Source organism: Streptomyces sp. NRRL S-244 (assembly GCF_000717915.1).
GTDB lineage: Bacteria > Actinomycetota > Actinomycetes > Streptomycetales > Streptomycetaceae > Streptomyces.
In genome coordinates this window covers 302,378-321,810 of the sequence record NZ_JOCX01000002.1, presented here as the reverse complement: position 1 = coordinate 321,810, position 19,433 = coordinate 302,378, and the positions used below count along the sequence as shown (strand labels likewise).

General features: G+C 70.1%; 17 protein-coding genes and 1 tRNA gene. 1 reads left to right on the top strand and 17 read right to left on the bottom strand.

Annotated features, from left to right (window positions below):
- Positions 1–99 precede the first annotated feature (99 nt).
- The 14 genes from glyA to IF02_RS0103710 all read right to left on the bottom strand — a co-directional run bounded on the left by glyA (position 100) and on the right by IF02_RS0103710 (position 16,280).
- Positions 100–1,329: a serine hydroxymethyltransferase gene (gene glyA, locus IF02_RS0103775; protein ID WP_030153771.1), complete on the bottom strand. Its 1,230-nt coding sequence runs from the start codon at positions 1,327–1,329 to the stop codon at positions 100–102.
- A 261-nt stretch (positions 1,330–1,590) separates the two neighbouring features.
- Complete coding sequence (locus IF02_RS0103770) at positions 1,591–2,280, bottom strand: low molecular weight phosphatase family protein (protein WP_030153770.1); 690 nt, start codon at positions 2,278–2,280, stop codon at positions 1,591–1,593.
- Positions 2,277–2,924 (bottom strand): L-threonylcarbamoyladenylate synthase, encoded by a 648-nt coding sequence (locus IF02_RS0103765; protein ID WP_030153769.1) that lies wholly within the window; start codon positions 2,922–2,924, stop codon positions 2,277–2,279. Before IF02_RS0103765 ends, IF02_RS0103770 begins: the two co-directional genes overlap by 4 nt.
- A gap of 49 nt (positions 2,925–2,973) precedes the next feature.
- Positions 2,974–3,819, bottom strand: coding sequence for a peptide chain release factor N(5)-glutamine methyltransferase (gene prmC / locus IF02_RS0103760; RefSeq protein WP_030153768.1), 846 nt, complete (start codon positions 3,817–3,819; stop codon positions 2,974–2,976).
- 108 nt (positions 3,820–3,927) lie between these two features.
- The gene (gene prfA / locus IF02_RS0103755) at positions 3,928–5,007 is read right to left on the bottom strand and encodes a peptide chain release factor 1 (protein ID WP_030153767.1); all 1,080 of its coding nucleotides are present in this window, start codon (positions 5,005–5,007) and stop codon (positions 3,928–3,930) included.
- 111 nt (positions 5,008–5,118) lie between these two features.
- Complete coding sequence (gene rpmE, locus IF02_RS0103750) at positions 5,119–5,337, bottom strand: 50S ribosomal protein L31 (protein WP_030153765.1); 219 nt, start codon at positions 5,335–5,337, stop codon at positions 5,119–5,121.
- 190 nt (positions 5,338–5,527) lie between these two features.
- On the bottom strand, positions 5,528–6,628 hold the full coding sequence (locus IF02_RS0103745; RefSeq protein ID WP_030153764.1) for an LCP family protein: 1,101 nt from the start codon (positions 6,626–6,628) through the stop codon (positions 5,528–5,530).
- 387 nt (positions 6,629–7,015) lie between these two features.
- The gene (gene rho, locus IF02_RS0103740) at positions 7,016–9,130 is read right to left on the bottom strand and encodes a transcription termination factor Rho (RefSeq protein ID WP_030153763.1); all 2,115 of its coding nucleotides are present in this window, start codon (positions 9,128–9,130) and stop codon (positions 7,016–7,018) included.
- 424 nt (positions 9,131–9,554) lie between these two features.
- Complete coding sequence (gene thrB / locus IF02_RS0103735) at positions 9,555–10,481, bottom strand: homoserine kinase (RefSeq protein WP_030153762.1); 927 nt, start codon at positions 10,479–10,481, stop codon at positions 9,555–9,557.
- A 359-nt stretch (positions 10,482–10,840) separates the two neighbouring features.
- Entirely contained in the window at positions 10,841–11,911 is a 1,071-nt protein-coding gene (thrC, locus tag IF02_RS0103730) for a threonine synthase (RefSeq protein WP_030153761.1), read from the bottom strand.
- 6 nt (positions 11,912–11,917) lie between these two features.
- On the bottom strand, positions 11,918–13,207 hold the full coding sequence (locus IF02_RS0103725; RefSeq protein WP_030153760.1) for a homoserine dehydrogenase: 1,290 nt from the start codon (positions 13,205–13,207) through the stop codon (positions 11,918–11,920).
- A 180-nt stretch (positions 13,208–13,387) separates the two neighbouring features.
- Complete coding sequence (lysA, locus tag IF02_RS0103720) at positions 13,388–14,779, bottom strand: diaminopimelate decarboxylase (RefSeq protein ID WP_030153759.1); 1,392 nt, start codon at positions 14,777–14,779, stop codon at positions 13,388–13,390.
- 19 nt (positions 14,780–14,798) lie between these two features.
- The gene (nrtL, locus tag IF02_RS0103715) at positions 14,799–15,740 is read right to left on the bottom strand and encodes an ArgS-related anticodon-binding protein NrtL (RefSeq protein WP_030153757.1); all 942 of its coding nucleotides are present in this window, start codon (positions 15,738–15,740) and stop codon (positions 14,799–14,801) included.
- Between the two features lie 69 nt (positions 15,741–15,809).
- A complete protein-coding gene (locus tag IF02_RS0103710; RefSeq protein WP_420708081.1) occupies positions 15,810–16,280 on the bottom strand; it encodes a response regulator in 471 nt (156 codons plus the stop codon).
- A 105-nt stretch (positions 16,281–16,385) separates the two neighbouring features.
- Here IF02_RS0103710 and IF02_RS0103705 point away from each other — a divergent pair.
- A tRNA-Arg gene (locus tag IF02_RS0103705) sits at positions 16,386–16,457 on the top strand.
- 136 nt (positions 16,458–16,593) lie between these two features.
- On the opposite strand, the gene IF02_RS36180 is transcribed toward IF02_RS0103705, so the two are convergent.
- The 3 genes from IF02_RS36180 to IF02_RS33465 all read right to left on the bottom strand — a co-directional run bounded on the left by IF02_RS36180 (position 16,594) and on the right by IF02_RS33465 (position 19,377).
- Positions 16,594–17,613 (bottom strand): YaaC family protein, encoded by a 1,020-nt coding sequence (locus IF02_RS36180; protein ID WP_420708080.1) that lies wholly within the window; start codon positions 17,611–17,613, stop codon positions 16,594–16,596.
- Positions 17,614–17,704: 91 nt separating this feature from the next.
- Positions 17,705–19,156 carry a tyrosine-type recombinase/integrase gene (locus IF02_RS32125; RefSeq protein ID WP_030153753.1) on the bottom strand — a complete coding sequence of 484 codons (1,452 nt, stop codon included), beginning with the start codon at positions 19,154–19,156 and terminating at the stop codon, positions 17,705–17,707.
- On the bottom strand, positions 19,156–19,377 hold the full coding sequence (locus IF02_RS33465; RefSeq protein ID WP_324603748.1) for a helix-turn-helix domain-containing protein: 222 nt from the start codon (positions 19,375–19,377) through the stop codon (positions 19,156–19,158). The genes IF02_RS32125 and IF02_RS33465 overlap by 1 nt, the downstream gene beginning before the upstream one ends.
- Positions 19,378–19,433: the final 56 nt, after the last annotated feature.

The following is a 19,433-nucleotide window of genomic DNA, read 5'->3' as shown; positions in this document are numbered from 1 at the left end:
TCGCCGGCCATCTCAGCCCCACACATTAGCTGCGATGTACCCCTCACCGAGGACGCGAGGGGGCGCTATCCCGGTTGCGGTACGCCCCGCTTGTCCTGCTTACGCCCCATACGGGGGAAATCCGCGCGTCAGCTCGGCCACTTCCGTGCGGATTCTCGCGCCTTCCCCGCGCAGTGCGGCGGTAAACAGCGCGGCGATCCGGGCCATCTCGGGCTCCCGCATGCCCTGGGTGGTGACCGCGGCCGTACCGAGCCGGATCCCGCGCTGGTCCCCGTACGGGAGGGCGCAGGTGTCCAGCACGATCCCGGCGGCGGCGAGCCGGCCGCGCGCGGTCGGACCGTCCACGCCGAGCGGCGCCGGGTCGGCGGTGATCAGGTGGGTGTCGGTGCCGCCCGTCGTCACCGCGAACCCGTGGGCCGCGAGTCCATCGGCCAGCACCCGCGCGTTGGCCACCACCCGATGGGCGTACGTGGTGAACGCCGGCGCCGCGGCCTCGCCGAAGGCCACGGCCTTGGCGGCGATGGTGTGCATCTGGGCGCCGCCCTGGGTGAACGGGAAGACCGCCCGGTCGATCCGCTCGGCGAACTCGGCCCCGCACAGGACCATCCCGCCGCGCGGGCCGCGCAGCACCTTGTGCGTCGTCGCGCAGACGATGTCGGCGTACGGGACGGGGCTGGGCGCGGCTCCGCCGGCGACGAGCCCGATCGGGTGGGCGGCGTCCGCGATGAGGTACGCCCCGACCTCGTCGGCGATCTCCCGGAACACGGAGTACTCGGGGTGGCGAGGGTAGGAGATCGAGCCGCAGACGATGGCCTTGGGCCGGTGCATCCGGGCCAGGCCCTGCACCTGCTGGTAGTCGATCAGGCCGGTCTCGGCGTCGACCCCGTACCCGACGAAGTCGAACCAGCGGCCGGAGAAGTTGGCGGGTGAACCGTGGGTGAGGTGGCCGCCGTACGCGAGCCCCATCGCGAGGACGGTGTCCCCGGGCCGCAGCAGCGCGGCGTACGCGGCCAGCACGGCGGCGGAGCCGGAATGCGGCTGTACGTTGGCGTGCTCCACCCCGAACAGCGCCCGGGCCCGCTCGACGGCCAGCCCCTCGGCGAGGTCGGCGTACTCGCAGCCGCCGTGGTAGCGGTGGCCCGGATAGCCCTCGGCGTACTTGTTGGCGAGCGCCGAGCCGAGTGCCGCCAGTACGGCGGGCGAGGCGAAGTTCTCGGCGGCGCTCAGCTGGAGCGCGACGGCCTGCCGCTGCGCCTCCCCCGCGAGCACGTCGGCCATCTGCGGATCCTGCTGCCGCAGCAGGTCGGAGGGCGGGGTGATGACGCTCATGGCGCGACTCCCAGTGGCGGTCCCGGATACGCCCACTCTAGGTCGCCCGGGCCCTCTCTGCCCGTTTCGAGCCCGTTTCAGCCCCTCAGGGCCCGGCCCGGCCACCCGCAGGGGTCAGCGGGAAGCCGTGACGCCCGTCAGGGCCGTGACCACCGGGTCCAGGGCCTGGTTGGCCCCTTCTCGATCGCGCCTCTCGCACTGCTCGGCCCCAGGGGGCCTCTCAGGCTTCGCGGCGCTGCGCCGGCCTCCGGCCGGCCGCCGTCAGCGGGAAGCCGTGACGCCCGTCAGGGCCGTGACCACCGGGTCGAGGGCCTGGTTGATCTCGTCGCCGATCGAGCGGAAGAAGGTGATCGGCGCCCCGTACGGGTCGTACACCTCGTCCGCGTCGGGCGACGGCGCCAGCAGCCAGCCCCGCAGCGCGGCCGCGGCCCGCACCAGCGCCCGGGCCCGCTCCGCGACCCCGTCGTCCAGCGGCGGCAGCGTGGCCGGGTCTATGGCCCGCACCAGCCGCGTGAACTCCTTCAGCGTGAACGTGCGCAGTCCCGCCGAATGCCCCATCGAGATGACCTGCGCCCGGTGGTCCCGGGTGGCGGTGAGCACCAGGTCCGCCCGTATGACGTGCTCGTCCAGCAGCTCCCGCCCGGTGAACCCGGACGCGTCCGCTCCGAAGTCCGCGAGCACGGCCGCCGCGTTGGCCTCCATCGGGGCCCCCTCGTGGCCCCACGTCCCCGCGCTCTCCACGATCAGGTCGCCGACCGGGATGCCGCCCAGCCGGTGCGCCAGCGCATGCCGGGTCAGCCGCTCGGTGATCGGCGAGCGGCACACGTTGCCGGTGCTGACGTGGAGGATGCGGAACGTGTCCCCGCCGGCGCCCGCCGGGTGGGGGTCCCCCCAGCCGTGGCTGCCGCCGGAGGTGTGCCCGCTTGCTATGCCACGCCCCTCAGGGCTCACGGGGCCACCTCGAGGTCGGGTACGACCTCCCGCAGCTGCTCGGCGGTCAGCGCCCCCTCGCGCAGCAGGACGGGAACCTTCCCGGTGACGTCGACGATCGACGACGGCTGGATCCCCGGGGTCGGACCGCCGTCCAGGTACACGGACACGGAGTCGCCCAGCATCTCGCGCGCCGCGTCGCAGTCCTCCGGCGCCGGGTGCCCGGTCAGGTTCGCCGAGGACACGGCCATCGGACCGACCTCGGTCAGCAGCTCGATCGCGACGGGGTGCAGGGGCATCCGTACGGCCACGGTCCCGCGGGTCTCCCCCAAGTCCCAGGCCAACGAGGGCTGGTGCTTGGCGACGAGCGTCAGCGCGCCCGGCCAGAAGGCGTCGACGAGCTCCCAGGCCTGCTCGGAGAAGTCCGTGACGAGCCCGTGCAGGGTGTTCGGGGAGCCGATGAGCACGGGGGTCGGCATGTTGCGGCCGCGCCCCTTGGCGGCGAGCAGGTCGCCGACCGCCTCCGCGCTGAAGGCGTCCGCGCCGATCCCGTACAGGGTGTCGGTGGGCAGCACGACAAGCTCGCCGCGGCGCACGGCGGATGCGGCTTCACGCAGACCCGTCTTGCGGTCCGTCGCGTCGTTGCAGTCGTATCGCCGGGCCATCAGCGGGACTCCTCGTGCAGCAGGGGGGTGGAGGGGTGGGTCGCGCCCGTCACGGCATGGCCTTGCGGGCGGTGGCGAAGCGCGGGCGGTTGTTCAGGTCGGGGTGGTCGGCGGCATCGGCCCAGCCCCGCTCTTCGGCGAAGATCCACGGGACCTGGCCGCCCTGGGTGTCGGCGTGCTCGATGACGACGATGCCGCCGGGGCGCAGCAGCCGGTGCGCGGTGCGCTCGATGCCGCGGATGGTGTCGAGGCCGTCCTCGCCGGAGAACAGGGCCATCTCGGGGTCGTGGTCCCGGGCCTCGGGGGCCACGTACTCCCACTCTGTGAGCGGGATGTACGGCGGGTTCGAGATCACCAGGTCGACCTGGCCGTCCAGCTCGGGCAGGGCGCTCAGCGCGTCGCCCTGGTGGACGGTGACCCGCGATCCCTCGGCGTTCTTGCGGGTCCACCGCAGGGCGTCCTCGGACAGCTCGACCGCGTGCACGCGCGAGCGCGGCACCTCCTGGGCCATGGCCAGCGCGATGGCGCCGGAGCCGGTGCACAGGTCCACGATCAGCGGCTCGACGACGTCCATCGCCCGGACGGCGTGTATGGCCCAGTCCACGACCGACTCGGTCTCGGGCCGGGGCACGAAGACCCCGGGCCCGACCTGGAGCTCCAGGTACCGGAAGAAGGCGCGGCCGGTGATGTGCTGGAGCGGCTCGCGCGCCTCGCGGCGGGCGACGGCCTCCCAGTAGCGGGCGTCGAAGTCCGCGTCCTTGACGTGGTGCAGTTCCCCCCGCTTGACGCCGTGCACGAAGGCCGCGAGCTCCTCCGCGTCGAAGCGCGGTGAGGGCACGCCGGCGGCGGCCAGCCGCTGGGTGGCCTGGGCCACCTCGGCAAGCAGCAAGTTCACGCTGGTCCTCCGGGCTGCTGTCGTACGGGGGTGGTGCGGGGCGTACACGGTGAAGCGGGTCGAGCGGGGTGGTGCGGTGTCGAGCGGGGTGGTGCGGTCAGGCGCGGATCAGTGCGCGGACGCCAGCTTGGCGGCCGAGTCCGCGTCGACGCAGGCCTGGATCATCGGATCGAGGTCACCGTCGAGCACCTGGTCCAAGTTGTACGCCTTGAAGCCCGTCCGGTGGTCCGAGATCCGGTTTTCCGGGAAGTTGTACGTACGGATCTTCTCGGAGCGGTCCACGGAGCGCACCTGGCTGCGGCGTACGTCGGAGGCCTCCTGCTCGGCGGCCTCCTGGGCCGCGGCCAGCAGGCGCGACCGCAGGATGCGCATCGCCTGCTCCTTGTTCTGGAGCTGGCTCTTCTCGTTCTGGCAGGAGGCGACCACACCGGTCGGGACGTGCGTGATGCGCACGGCCGAGTCGGTGGTGTTGACGGACTGGCCGCCGGGGCCCGACGAGCGGTACACGTCGATGCGGAGGTCGTTCGGGTTGATCTCGACCTCGACCTCCTCGGCCTCCGGGGTGACGAGCACGCCGGCGGCGGAGGTGTGGATGCGGCCCTGGGACTCGGTGGCCGGAACGCGCTGGACGCGGTGCACGCCGCCCTCGTATTTCAGGCGGGCCCACACGCCCTGGCCGGGCTCGGTGGCGCCGTTGCCGCCCTTGGTGCGGACGGAGACCTGGACGTCCTTGTAGCCGCCGAGCTCGGACTCGGTGGCGTCGATGATCTCGGTCTTCCAGCCCACGCGCTCGGCGTAGCGCAGGTACATGCGCAGCAGGTCGCCGGCGAACAGGGCGGACTCGTCGCCGCCCGCGCCCGCCTTGACCTCGAGGAGCACGTCCTTGTCGTCGCTGGGGTCGCGCGGGACCAGCAGCAGGCGCAGCTTCTCGGTGAGCTCCTCGCGGTGCGCGGTGAGCTCCTTCACCTCGGCCGCGAAGTCCGGGTCGTCGGCCGCGAACTCCTTCGCCGTCTCGATGTCCTCGGCGGACTGCTTCCAGGCACGGAAGGTCGCGACGATCGGGGTCAGCTCCGCGTAGCGCTTGTTGAGCTTGCGCGCGTTGGCCTGATCCGAGTGGACCGAAGGGTCGGCGAGCTTCTTCTCAAGATCGGCGTGCTCGCCGACCAGTTCCTCGACCGCCTCGAACATCGGGGGCTCCTGAAGTGAAAAGTACGAAAAAGGGCTGCGGGACGACAAAGGCGCCGGTCCGGCTGCCCCCGTGTGGACAGGGTGCAGCCGGGGTCCGGCGCCGGGGGCTCGCTACTTCGAGCCGGCAGCCTTGCCGAAGCGGGCCTCGAAGCGGGCGACGCGGCCACCGGTGTCGAGGATCTTCTGCTTGCCCGTGTAGAACGGGTGGCACTCGGAGCAGACCTCGGCACGGATGGTGCCTTCGGTCAGGGTGCTACGGGTGGTGAACGACGCGCCACAGGTGCAGCTGACCTGGGTCTCGACGTACTCGGGGTGAACATCGCGCTTCAAGGTGTCTCCTAGATTCGGGAGGGCGCCGGGTCGCAGGAGCCGAATTGCGCACTGCGTGAACCGGGGCCGACAGACCAGTCTGCCAGGACCGGGCTGCCTGTCAAAATTCTGAGGACGCCTCCCTCAACGAGGGGGGTCCGACATCTATTCCGCTCCCCTGCGGGAAGCGCTTGACCAGGCGTTTTGCGGTTTACTGCACGATCTGGCCGGCGGTGCCCTTGTCGCCCATGGAGTTCGCGGTGGCCTCGGCGGGGACCGGCTGCTCGGCGAGCAGGGCGTCCCAGACCATCTTGGACTCCTTGGTCAGCGGGGCGACCCGGTCGCTGTCGCGCGGGTCCGGGCCCACGGGCAGGGTGATCATCTTCATGTCCTGGGCGTCGATGCCCTGGAGGCTCTGGGCGAAGCCCATCAGGGACTTCACGTCACCGAGCGACTTGTCGGTGGTGAGCGCCTTGGTGCCGGTGTCGGCGAGGTCGAGCAGCCGCTTGGGGTTGTCGAAGACGCCGATGCCCTTGACCTGCTTGATCAGGGCCTTCATGAACGCCTGCTGGAGCTGTATTCGGCCCAGGTCGGAGCCGTCGCCGACGCTCTTGCGGGTCCGTACGAGGCCCAGGGCCTGCTCGCCGTTGAGCTTGTTGGGGCCGGCCGGGAGGTCGAGGTGGCTCCCGTAGTCCTTGATCGGCTTGTTGGTCGTCACCTCGACGCCGCCGAGGTTGTCGATGATCTTCTTGAAGCCCGTGAAGTCGACCTCGATGTAGTGGTCCATGCGGATCCCCGACATCTTCTCGACGGTCTTGACCGCGCAGGCGGCCCCGCCGATGGTGAACGACTCGTTGAACTGGGAGCGCGAGCTGCCGCGGTCGGTCTTGCCGTTGCTCAGCGTGCAGGCCGGCCGGTTGACCATGGTGTCGCGCGGTATCGAGACGACCGTGGCCTTCTTGTGGCCCTCGTAGAGGTGGACGATCATCGCCGTGTCGGAGCGGGCCGAGCCGCCGTCGTCGTGCCCGTACTCGGAATTGGCGCCGCCGCGGGAGTCGGAGCCGAGGACGAGGATGTCCATCGAGCCGTTGTCCACGTTCTGCGGGCGGTCGGTGCCGAGCGCCTGGTCGATGTCGACCGTCTTGAGGTTCCCGTTCAGGTGGAAGTAGAACCAGCCGAGACCCGCCCCGCCCAGCAGGACCACGCCTGCGGCGCTCCACGCGGCGATGACCAGGACCCCGCGACGCTTCGGCGGTTTCCGTCGGCGCCGGCCCGCGGCACGCCTGCCGCCGTCCCTGCTGTCCTCGCTCATGCTCTCCTCAGTCCTGAGTACGTTCCCGGCCGGATGTCCGGCCCCGTGGCCTCCCGCACTGCCCTCTGACACAGACGGACGAATGTCCTCCAGGGTTCCACGGCCGGAAAGCCGCCCGTACGGGGGCCCTGCGGCGGCCGGGGCGGGACGAACGGTCCGCGCCGCGCCGGACGCACCGCGCCCACCTGCGGTTTCCCAGGGGGACGCGGCGCGCGGCCGGAAGGTTCAGAGAAACGGCGAGTGTGGCGAAGCTCGCACCTGCGGATACGTACGGAGAGGCGGGAAAAGGCATGGAAAGGCGTGGAAAACGCGGACCGCCCCCGCCGCGGCTGCGGTGGGGGCGGTCCGGTGATGCGGGGTACGGCGGCGGATCCGCGGATCTGCGGATCAGTCGTCGTTCTTGCCCGACGGGGTCGTCTTGGCGATCTGCATCAGGAACTCGGCGTTCGACTTCGTCTGCTTCATCTTGTCGAGGAGCAGCTCGATGGCCTGCTGCGAGTCGAGCGCGTGCAGCACCCGGCGCAGCTTCCAGACGATGGCGAGCTCCTCGCTGTTGAGGAGGATCTCCTCCTTGCGGGTGCCCGACGGGTCGACGTCGACGGCCGGGAAGATGCGCTTGTCGGCGAGCTTCCGGTCGAGCTTGAGCTCCATGTTGCCGGTGCCCTTGAACTCCTCGAAGATCACCTCGTCCATGCGCGAGCCGGTGTCGACCAGCGCGGTGGCCAGGATGGTCAGCGAGCCGCCGTCCTCGATGTTGCGCGCGGCACCGAAGAAGCGCTTCGGCGGGTACAGCGCGGTCGAGTCGACACCACCGGACAGGATGCGGCCGGAGGCGGGCGCCGCGAGGTTGTACGCGCGGCCCAGACGGGTGATGGAGTCCAGCAGGACGACCACGTCGTGACCCAGCTCGACGAGGCGCTTGGCGCGCTCGATGGCCAGCTCGGCGACGGTGGTGTGGTCCTCGGCCGGGCGGTCGAAGGTCGAGGAGATGACCTCGCCCTTGACCGACCGCTGCATGTCGGTGACCTCTTCCGGACGCTCGTCGACCAGGACGACCATCAGGTGGCACTCGGGGTTGTTGGTGGTGATCGCGTTGGCGATCGCCTGCATGATCATGGTCTTGCCGGTCTTCGGCGGGGCCACGATCAGGCCTCGCTGGCCCTTGCCGATCGGCGACACGAGGTCGATGATGCGGGTCGTCAGCACGCCCGGGTCGGTCTCCAGACGGAGCCGGTCCTGGGGGTACAGCGGGGTCAGCTTCTGGAACTCCGGGCGGCCGCGGCCGGATTCGGGCGCCATGCCGTTCACCGAGTCCAGACGCACGAGGGCGTTGAACTTCTCGCGGCGCTCGCCGTCCTTGGGCTGGCGCACGGCACCGGTGGTGTGGTCGCCCTTGCGCAGACCCGCCTTGCGGACCTGGGCGAGGGAGACGTACACGTCGTTGGGGCCGGGCAGGTAGCCCGAGGTCCGGATGAACGCGTAGTTGTCGAGGATGTCCAGGATGCCCGCGACGGGGATCAGGACGTCGTCGTCGGCGACCTGCGGCTCGTTCGGCGCGAACTCGTCGCGGCCACGACGGCCACGGCGGTCGCGGTAGCGGCCGCGACGGCCACGACGGCCGCCCTCGTCGTCGAAGTCGTCCTCGGGGCCGTTGCCCTGGGGGCCCTGGCGGTCCTGACGGCCCTGCTGCTGCTGGCGGTCCTGGCGGCCGCCCTGCTGCTGGCGGTCCTGGCGGTCGGCACGGCCGCCGCCCTGACCCTGACCCTGGCCACCCTGGCCGCCGCCCTGACCCTGGCCGGCCTGGGCCTGGCCCTGACCCTGGGCGCCCTGGCCCTGGTCGTCGGCCTTGGCTCCGCGGTCGCGGCGGTCACGGCGGCCGCCCTCGCGCTCGGTGCGGTCACCACGGTCGCGGCGGTCACGGCGGCCGCGGCCCTCGCCCTCCTGGGCGGGCGCGGAGACGGCGGTGGCGGCCTCGGCCTTGACCTCGGCCGGAGCGGTCGCGGTGGTGGTGGCGGTCTCGGTCTTCGCCTCGACCTGCACGGCGGCGGGGGCCGCGGTCTCCGGGCTGCCGGAGGGGGCCGTGGCCCGACGGCGGCGGCGCTCGCCGGCCGGGGCGTCGTCGGAGGCCGGCTGACCCGGGATCTCGATCTGCGCCTGCGCGGCAGGCTTCTCGGCGGGCGCCTCGGCGGCGGCCTCACCCGTACGGGCCTTGCTGGTGGCGCGGCGCTTCGGCTTGGCCTCGGCGGCGTCGGCGGCGGGAGCCGCGGCCTTGGGGGCACTGCTTCCCGCCTGCGCCTCCTTGATGACCTCGATCAGCTGGCTCTTGCGCATCCGCGCGGTGCCCCTGATGCCGAGGCCCGACGCGACCTGCTGGAGCTCGGCCAGGACCATGCCCTCGAGGCCGGTGCCGGAGCGGCGACGCTTGGGGGCGGTGCCCGCGGCGGGGGCACTGGTGTCGACAGTGGTGTCGGCAGCGCCCATCAGATCGGTGGTGTCGCTCACGAAGGGTCCTTCCCTGGAGCGGACGTCGGCCTGTCTGGCTCGGCGACCGGTTGTGCTGTCCGACAACGGTCCTAGGTGTAAGACCGTGCCGGGGCGGTGGTCCGCCGAAAGAAGAACGGCGGAAAGAAACGTGCGTGGGTGGTTCCGGCGAGAAGCCCCCGAGCTGGAAGCGTGGGAATGTCACGCCGATTCCGGAGCGTGCTCGAAACTGCTGGATGCGATCAAAGCAGTCGGGGAGGCTCCCGGAAGAAAGGTGGTCCCGGATGGGGACACTGAGCACCGAGCCATGGCGGCTTCGGCTGCGCACTTGAGACTAACACTACCGGATCCAACAGATATTCCCCCTCTCAATCACCGGCAATCGCGCCTACAGCGCGGGCGGCCTGCCCTGGCCGCCCGCCCCCGGCGGGTCTGCCCCTACGGCCTAGCCGCCCTGCGTTCCGAGCGGCAGGACGCTGGCGCCCGCGGCGTCGAGGGCGAGCCGGTTCGCCGCCCACCCTTCGCCCGCGAGCTGCGCGACCTTGTCGGCCGCGCCGTTGTCGACCAGCGCGAGGACCGTGGGGCCCGCGCCGGAGATGACCGCGGGGATGCCGTCCGCCCGCAGCCGGTTGACGAGTGCCACGCTCTCGGGCATCGCCGGGGACCGGTACTCCTGGTGGAGCCGGTCTTCGGTGGCCGGCAGCAGCAACTCGGGACGCCTGGTCAGGGCTTCGACGAGCAGGGCCGCGCGACCCGCGTTGACGGCCGCGTCCACGTGCGGGACGTTGCGCGGCAGCAAGCCGCGCGCGGTCTCCGTCAGGACCGGCTTGGAGGGGACGAACACCACCGGAACGATGGACTCGGCGGGCTCCATACGGATCGCCTTGGCGCTGCCGCCGTCCATCCAGGCGAGGGTGAATCCGCCGAGGAGACAGGCGGCGACGTTGTCGGGATGGCCCTCGATCTCGGTGGCCAGTTCGAGCAGGGCCGCGTCGTCGAGCTTGGCTTCTCCGCCTATGGTCACGGCGCGGGCGGCGACGATGCCGGCGCAGATGGCGGCGGAGGAGGACCCGAGGCCGCGGCCGTGCGGGATGCGGTTGGCGCAGACGACCTCGAGGCCGCGCGGCTGCCCGCCCAGCAGGTCGAAGGCGGTGCGCATGGAGCGTACGAGCAGGTGGCTCTCGTCCCGCGGGAGGGTGTCGGCGCCCTCGCCCGCGATGTCGATGTTCAGGCCGGAGTCGGCCACCCGGACGACGACGTCGTCGTAGAGCCCCAGGGCCAGGCCGAGGGCGTCGAAGCCCGGGCCGAGGTTGGCACTGCTGGCGGGGACGCGCACCCGTACGGCGGCGGCGCGGAACGCTGGACCGGCCATCGTCCGATGACACTCCTTGTGACTGTGCGAGACGAGATCTTCGCTGGCTCGCTGCGAATGTACTGGAGAACGTACGACACCCGAAGGCCCTCTGGGCAGCACCACGGTCATATGCGCGGTGGCGGATGTAAGTACAGCGTATCGAAGGAAGGTTCTCTCGCGACATAGGGCGCACAGGAGGCGCACGATGCGTGTCGGTGTCTTCCGGTGGATTCCGCCGAAGGCCGTTGACTTTTGTGCCGTACGGCCTGAGTTGCCGGATTCCGGAAGCCTCCGAGAGGCATTCCGGAATCCGGCAACCGGGGTACTGCGGTGCTGCGGTGCTGCGGTACTGCGGTGCTGCGGTACTGCTACTGCGGTCAGACCAGGCCGAGGCGGATGGCCGCGGCTTCGGCGTCCACCGGGACGGTGACCGGCTGCGGGGCGCCGGCGACGGCCCAGTCGGGGTCCTTGAGGCCGTTTCCGGTCACGGTGCAGACGATCGTCTGGCCGGGGTCGACCAGGCCCAGCTCGGCGGCCTTGAGCAGGCCGGCCACGGACGCCGCCGAGGCGGGCTCGACGAAGACGCCCTCCTGCGCGGCCAACAGGCGGTAGGCGGCCAGGATCTGGCGGTCCGTCACCTCGTCGATGAAGCCGCCCGACTCGTCGCGCGCCTGCAGGGCGTAGTCCCAGGAGGCCGGGTTGCCGATGCGGATCGCGGTGGCGATGGTGTGCGGCTCCTTGACGACCTCGCCGCGCACGATGGGTGCGGAGCCGGAGGCCTGGAAACCCCACACGCGGGGCGTACGGGAGGCCAGACCGTCGGCCTTGTACTCCTTGAAGCCCTTCCAGTACGCGGTGATGTTGCCGGCGTTGCCGACGGGCAGCACGTGGATGTCGGGGGCGTCGCCGAGCGCGTCGACGATCTCGAACGCGGCCGTCTTCTGGCCCTCGATGCGCACCGGGTTCACGGAATTGACCAGCGCGACCGGGTAGTTGTCGGACAGCGCGCGGGCCAGGTCCAGGCAGTCGTCGAAGTTGCCGTCCACCTGGAGGATCTTGGCGCCGTGCACGAGCGCCTGGCCCATCTTGCCGAGCGCGATCTTGCCGCGGGGCACGAGGACGGCCGAGACCATCCCGGCGCGCACCGCGTACGCGGCGGCGGAGGCCGAGGTGTTGCCCGTGGAGGCGCAGATGACGGCCTTGGCGCCGTCCTCCTTGGCCTTGGTGATCGCCATGGTCATACCGCGGTCCTTGAAGGACCCGGTGGGGTTCGCGCCCTCGACCTTGAGGTGGACCTCGCAGCCGGTGCGCTCGGAGAGCACCTGCGCGGGGACGAGGGGAGTGCCGCCCTCGCGGAGCGTGACCACGGGAGTCGTGTCCGTCACCGGCAGGCGGTCCCGGTACTCCTCGATGATGCCGCGCCACTGGTGGGTGCGATTGCTGCTCATGGGTCCTTACTCCCCTTCAACACGCATGATGCTGGCGACACCGCGCACGGTGTCCAGCTTCCGCAGTGCCTCGACGGTCCCGGAGAGGGCGGCGTCGGGCGCGCGGTGGGTGACGACGACGAGGGAGGCCTCGCCGTCCTTGCCCTGCTGGCGGACGGTGTCGATGGAGACACCGTGCTCCGCGAACGTCGTCGCCACCTGGGCGAGGACGCCCGGCTTGTCCGCCACATCGAGGCTGATGTGGTAGCGCGTGACGACGTCGCCCATGGGGCTGACCGGCAGCTGGGTGTACGCCGACTCGCCGGGCCCCGTTGCCTCGGCGAGCTTGTTGCGGCAGACGGCGACGAGGTCGCCCAGGACCGCCGAGGCGGTCGGCGAACCGCCCGCGCCGGGCCCGTAGAACATGAGCCGCCCGGCGGCCTCCGCCTCGACGAAGACGGCGTTGTACGCCTCGCGGACGGAGGCGAGCGGGTGGGTCAGCGGGATCATCGCCGGGTGCACGCGGGCGGTGACGGACTCGCCGTCGGCGGCGCGCTCCAGGATCGCGAGGAGCTTGATGGTGCAGCCCATGCGCTTGGCGGAGGCGAAGTCGGCGGCGCTGACCTCGGTCATGCCCTCGCGGTAGACGTCGTCGAGGCGGACCCGGGTGTGGAAGGCGATGCCGGCCAGGATCGCGGCCTTGGCGGCGGCGTCGTAGCCCTCGACGTCGGCGGTGGGGTCGGCCTCGGCGTACCCGAGGGCGGTGGCCTCGTCGAGCGCCTCCTGGTACCCGGCGCCGGTGGAGTCCATCTTGTCGAGGATGAAGTTCGTCGTGCCGTTGACGATGCCCATCACCCGGTTGATCTTGTCGCCGGCCAGGGACTCGCGCATGGGGCGGACCAGCGGGATGGCGCCGGCGACGGCGGCCTCGTAGTACAGGTCCAGCCCGTGCTGCTCGGCCGCGGCGTGCAGGGCCGCGCCGTCCTGGGCGAGCAGCGCCTTGTTCGCCGAGACGACGGAGATGCCGTGCTCGAAGGCGGTGGTGATGAGGGTGCGGGCGGGCTCGATGCCGCCGATGACCTCGATCGCGATGTCGATGTCGCCGCGTTTGAGGAGGGCGGTCGCATCGGTGGTGACCAGGGCGGGGTCGATGCCCTCGCGCACCTTGGAGGGGCGGCGCACGGCCACGCCGGCGAGCTCGACGGGCGCACCGATGCGGGCCGTGAGGTCGTCGGCGTGCGTCGTCATGATGCGCGCCACCTCTGAGCCGACCACTCCACAGCCCAGCAGCGCCACCTTCAGCGGACGCGTACGCATCATTCGACCTACGCCTTTCGATCTTCCATCACCACCCGGCGCGCGGGTTGCGCGCCAGGTCTCAACCAGTCTCACTCAATGGACAGCACTTTCCATCCTCGGTCCATTGAGTGAGACACGTATCGGCACCTCTCGGCACCTATTTTGGGGGTCTGGGGCCTTCTCCCGGAAATATGCGGTTCATCCGAGGTCGAGACGCAGGAGATCTTCCTCCGTCTCGCGCCGGACGATGACCCGGGCCTGCCCGTCGCGCACCGCGACGACGGGCGGGCGCAGCGCGTGGTTGTAGTTGCTGGCCATGGAGCGGCAGTACGCCCCGGTGGCGGGTACGGCGAGGAGGTCTCCCGGGGCCAGGTCGGCCGGCAGGAAGGCGTCCTTCACGACGATGTCGCCGCTCTCGCAGTGCTTGCCGACGACGCGGACGAGCATGGGCTCGGCGTCGGAGACGCGGGAGACGAGCGTGACGGCGTATTCGGCGTCGTAGAGGGCGGTGCGGATGTTGTCGGACATGCCGCCGTCGACGGAGACGTACGTACGCAGCCCCTCGAGCGGCTTGATCGTGCCGACCTCGTAGAGGGTGAAGGCGGTGGGGCCGACGATGGCGCGGCCGGGCTCGACGGAGATGCGGGGCGCGCGCAGGCCGGCGGACTCGCACTCGCGGGCGACGATCTCGTGCAGCGCCTTGGCGATCTCGTGGGGCTCGCGCGGGTCGTCGGAGGAGGTGTACGCGATGCCGAGGCCGCCGCCGAGGTCGATCTCGGGCAGCTCGACGCCGTGCTCGTCCCGTACGGCGGCCAGCAGCTGCACGACGCGCTTGGCGGAGACCTCGAAGCCGGCCATGTCGAAGATCTGCGAGCCGATGTGGGAGTGGACGCCGAGCAGGTCGAGGCTGTCGTGTCCGAGTGCGCGCCGTACGGCCTCGGCGGCGGAGCCGTCGGCGACGGCGATGCCGAACTTCTGGTCCTCGTGCGCGGTGGCGATGAACTCGTGCGTGTGGGCTTCGACGCCGACGGTCACGCGGATCTGGACGGGCTGGCGCACGCCCAGCTCACGGGCGATGTGCGCGACGCGGGCGATCTCCTGGAAGGAGTCGAGCACGATCCGGCCGACGCCGGCGGTGACGGCGCGGGTGATCTCGGCCGCGGACTTGTTGTTGCCGTGGAAGGCGATCCGTTCGGCGGGCATGCCGGCGGCGAGGGCGGTGGCCAGCTCGCCGCCGGAGCAGACGTCGAGGTTGAGCCCTTCCTCCTTGAGCCACTTCACGATGGCCTTGGAGAGGAACGCCTTGCCCGCGTAGAACACGTCGGCATCGGGCCCGAAGGCGTGGGCCCAGGCCCGGCACCTGGCCCGGAAGTCCTCTTCGTCGAGGAAGTAGGCGGGCGTCCCGAACTCCTCGGCGAGGGTGCTGACGGCGATCCCGCCCACGGTCACTTCGCCCTCGTCGTTCCGGCGCACGGTCCGGGCCCAGACCTTCTCGTCGAGCGCGTTGAGGTCGGCGGGCGGCGGGGAGTAGTGCCCCTCGGGCAGGACGTCGGCGTGGCGGGGCCCGGCGGGGTGCGCGGAACGGCTCATCGGTATCTCTCTTCGCAGATCACAGGCAGTCAGGTGCGTCTATGCCGAGAAGGGCCAGGCCGCCGGCCAGCACCGTCCCGGCGGCTTCGGCAAGGGCCAGCCGGGCGCGGTGGGCGGCCGAGGGTTTCTCGTCGCCCTTGGGCAGGACGCAGTACTGGAAATCGAGCAGCTCGTCGGCGGCGCGGACGAGGAACCGGACGAGCTGCTCCGGCGCCCGCCGGTGCGCGGCGGCGTCCAGTACGAGGGGGTACTCGGCGAGGAGGGCGACGAGCGGCCCCCCTTCCGCCGCCGCCACGTCACCGGCCTCGCTCCCGAACCCGAGCTGGGCGGCGTTCGTGAGGAGCGCCCGAGTCCGCGCATACCCGTATGTCACCCGGAAAAAGTCATTGGACTCGTCCTGCACGAGCAGCCGGGGGGAGAACACGGCGCTCTCGTGCGGCGCGACGCAGAGCATGGCCCAGGCCGCGGCGTCCTGCCCGTACAGGGCGACGACTTCCCCGTCCCGCCGGGCGACCGGAGCGATGCGCAGGGCCTCTCCCGTGCCCAGCCCCTGACTGAGCTCGATGCGGCGCACGGCCGCCCCGACGACACCGGCCCGCAGCTCGCTCGCGCCGGAGAACCCGTACCGGAGCCGGTGCGCCCGTACGTCACGCACGAGTCCCTCGACGGAGACCGGCTCCAGCACGAAGTTGAGGAACCCGGGGCCGGTGACCTCGACGCGCTCGATCCCTGCCACCGCGCCCAACCGCCGCGCGAGCACGTCGGCGACGTGACGGGGAGAAGTCCCCGCGGTCTTGGCGACGTGAAAGGCGACGGGGGTGGCGTAGTCGCCCACTCCCCCGGGCCGGGTCCGCTCGACGACGACCCGCTCGGGCACGCCCGCCCCGGCGGGCAGCTCCCCGTCCTCGACGGCGCAGCGCACGGCGCGTGCGACGGTGCTGGAGAGGTCGGCGGGGGTCACGGGACCAGCCTAGGGGAGAAGCCCTCCCATCCCGCGAACGGTTTCGCCATGTGAACAGGGGGACGGGCGCTACCCTCTCCCCCGCCCGGCCGGCGTGCCCTTCCGCTCGCGCCGGTCCTTGCGCTCGGCGAGCCGGCGTACGACCCGTACGAGCTCGGCGGGCTCGAAGGGCTTGGCGAGGAACGCGTCCACCCCGGCCTCGATCCCGGCCTCCACCTCGTACTGCGTACAGGCGCTCACGATGGCGAGGGGCAGATGCCGCGTCCGCGGATCGGCACGCAGCTGCGCGGCGGTCGCGAACCCGTCCAGCCGGGGCATGACCACATCAAGGGTGATCACATCGGGGCACACGCGATGCACGATGTCCAGGCACTCGGCACCATCGTTCGCGGTCACGACCTCGAAGCCCTCCAGCTCGAGATTGACCTTGATCAGCTGCCGGATGACCTTGTTGTCGTCGACAACAAGCACCCGGCCCGAGGCGCCTGGCACAACTCGAGAGTAGGTCCGCCTAAGCCCCCGCGTCCGGGTTTTTGCCACTTCCACCCCCTCCGAGCGACCCACGCCCCCCGGGCCCGCAATCCGTTCCTGATCACCCCGCGGAAGCTGGTAGTGTTCAACCCGTCGCCGCAACGCGAACGACACGCCCCCGTAGCTCAGGGGATAGAGCAACGGCCTCCGGAGCCGTGTGCGCAGGTTCGAATCCTGCCGGGGGCACTCCAGCTGGACCAGCGTGAAACACCCGCTGACCTGCACGAGTGCCAAGCATGAAGACCTGGACCCAGTCCCACTGAGTCCAGGTCTTTGTCGTTGTTACGCACTGATCGCGATAGACCTGCGATAGAGCGGCCGGTCAGGGACGCGATGCTTCCTGAATCGCCAGGAGCGCCAGGTGAGGCACAACTGCCACTGCGTGATCCAGTAGGTGCTCGACGGCGTTGGCTTCCATGGACTTGTCGATGTCGATGATCGCCGCCCAGTGTTCAGGCTCATAGCGGGCCAGGATCGAGAGACCGAACAGCACAGCCCACCAGACGAGCAGCGGATGTACGGGGCCGACCATCGACCCCACAGCTGGGAACACGAACCGATCGCTTTGCCCCCTGTATGACGTCGTCAGTGCCTGCTCGGTCATGGGCCGCGCACCCACGGCAGGTACGAGGATTGCAAGTGAGTCTTGGCCAACGCCCCATGCGACGGCAGGAGTCTGCGCAAATTCCTCAGACCTGTGCCCCTGAAGAGTCGGATAGTGGCACAAGAACGCGTCGAGGGCGGCGGAATGCCTTTGTGCTTGGACACGCACTTCGGACGCTATCGGCAGGAGCTGCAAGCGAGCCCAGTTCTCCATACCTTCGGACAAAATGTTCGTGACGGTAGCCGATAGTGCACCGACAGGCCCCCCGCCAGGCAGCGGGACTGCCTGCGTCTCCGGAATGAGGGGCCATAGGGAACCCAGCGTTAGCTCCGTCCCAGCGTCGAACGAGGGAACGCCCAAAGCCTGAGCTACGCCGGACAAGGATCCCTTGGCAGAGGGAATCACCCCGACCGACGCCAACCCGTTGCTGGCATCCAGCTTCTCGGTTCGTATGCCGTGTCCTTTGAGGCGCCACTCCGCTCCCCCGTTTACATTCGATGCCGCTGAGATTGCTCGACCGAACTGCGACAGGGCATAGAAGATCTGTACTGGGCGCGTCGCGGGGCCAGCAGCAGCTGCCGCCTCCGTGAACTGTTGAGCCTGTTCCAGGGATGCAACGAACACGGAACGCCGCTCGAAGTCACCACTCGCAGGCCCTTGAACCCCTGAGCGGAGTCCACGCAACTCACGCCAGACCTCGCCTCTGCCAGGCAGCGCCAAGTCACGATAGGTAGGCATATCCAACCTCCAGTTCGACCGGTTAGCTGATCGAATCACATGTCCCGTCCATTGGTTGTCTTCTCCGGAACTTTGACTTGCTCAGGCAGTCCTAATCAGTGGACCACCCCAGCTCCTTCTCGATCTTCCAGTTCATGGCTTCCTCCTGCCCATAGATGCAGCCCTCGTACACCCGGTGTATGACCTCGGGCGAGTTACCGACCCGTCGGGCAACCTCGGCAACGGGGACTCCGGCGTTCAACCAAGTCGTGATGCAGGTATGCCGCAGGTCGTACGGCCGGCCACCAAGGATGGATGCCTGGAGATCCGGCGGCAGCGCGTACTCCCGGGCGTCCTTCCACACCCGCCAGTACGTGCTGCTGCCGACCAGACCGAGCCGCTCGTTCGTGAAGAGACGGCCGTCCCTAGCTGTGCCGAACTCTTTGAGGTGGTTACGGAGCATGGCGACCAGGGGCGGCGGGATGGGGACCGGCCTGTCGTCCTTGGCCTCCCTGGACTTCAAGCCGCGCTTGTCGTGGCGCTCCCCGCTGTCCGTCCACTGCTTGCCCGACACCGGATGCGTGTCGCGGAGGGTGAGCGTTCCCCACCCCATCTCGGGGAGATAGCAGTCCCTCTTTCGCAGTCCTACCGCCTCGCTCGGGCGGAGTGCTGCGAAGTACATGACGGCATAGAACGCGACCAGCCGGCGCCCCTTCTTTCGGTCCCACGTACCGACGTACGAGACTGCTGCCAGCAACTGGGCAGCCTGGGTCTTGTTCACGAGAACGCGTGGATCCACTCGGTCCGATGACGAGGTCTTCGCCTTCTTGAGGCCGATGAGAGGGTTCTCCCGCAGGAGCTTGCGCTCGACGGCGTACTCCACAGCGGTGTTCAGCGCACGGCGCCTGCGGCGGGAGGTCTCCCCCGCCGCAGGGGTCCCGTCCAGCTTGAACGAAAGCCGGTACTGGATGTCTCGAAGAGTCTTCGGATCCTCCAGAGCGGAAACGAACAGGGACCTCTTCACAAGCCAGTGATGGGCTTCTTCAAGCTCGGCCGGCGGCTCCAGCTCCGCGTTCGCTGGGACTACAGCCCAGCGAAGAGCAAGGCGTAGCTCCTCCACCGCGGGCATGCGCTTGTCCTGCTCCACCATGGCCAGGGTCACCGCAGCGAGACCGTCCGCGATGCCCTCGCGCGTCTTCGCCGCGGCCGTGGGCCAGCGCATGGCCATGTACTCCCGGCAGAACGTGAACCAGGACAGTTCCTCACGAGTGTTCGCGGCTGCTGCGGCCCGCATGGCTGCGCGAACCTCGGACTCTGGCAGGCCGTCCTCGATGCGGAACGCCTCGCCGCGCTTCATGGCCAGCCACAGTTCCGACCGGCGACTACCGGCAAGTGTCACGGTGGCGAACGTCTTGCTGCTGACTTTCCCTCCGACGAGCCATCGGAGTTGGTACGGCCGGGTTTTGCTCTTCGCCTTGGAGATATTCCATAGGCGGACATCGAGGGAAAACCCTTCCGGGGCCAAGCCACTGATCTGCTCGGCCCCGGACTCGGCGTGGTCCATCACGCAGCTTCCTCCCGCATCTCCAACCAACGGGTGAGATCGGACCGTCGGATGCGCACAGATCCGTTCGGGAGCTTGATGGATTTGGGGCCTTTCTTGCACTGCCGCCAGCGATAGAACGTGGCTCGTGGAACACCGATCTCTTCGACTACCTGCGGGATGGTCAACATTTCGTCGCGGGGCTTGGCCACGGCGAGGCTCCTTCGGGGAGGTTGGGGGATGAGTTGAGGAGCAGAAACCCCCGGACCGCTGACAGAACTGACAGAACCTGGGCGAC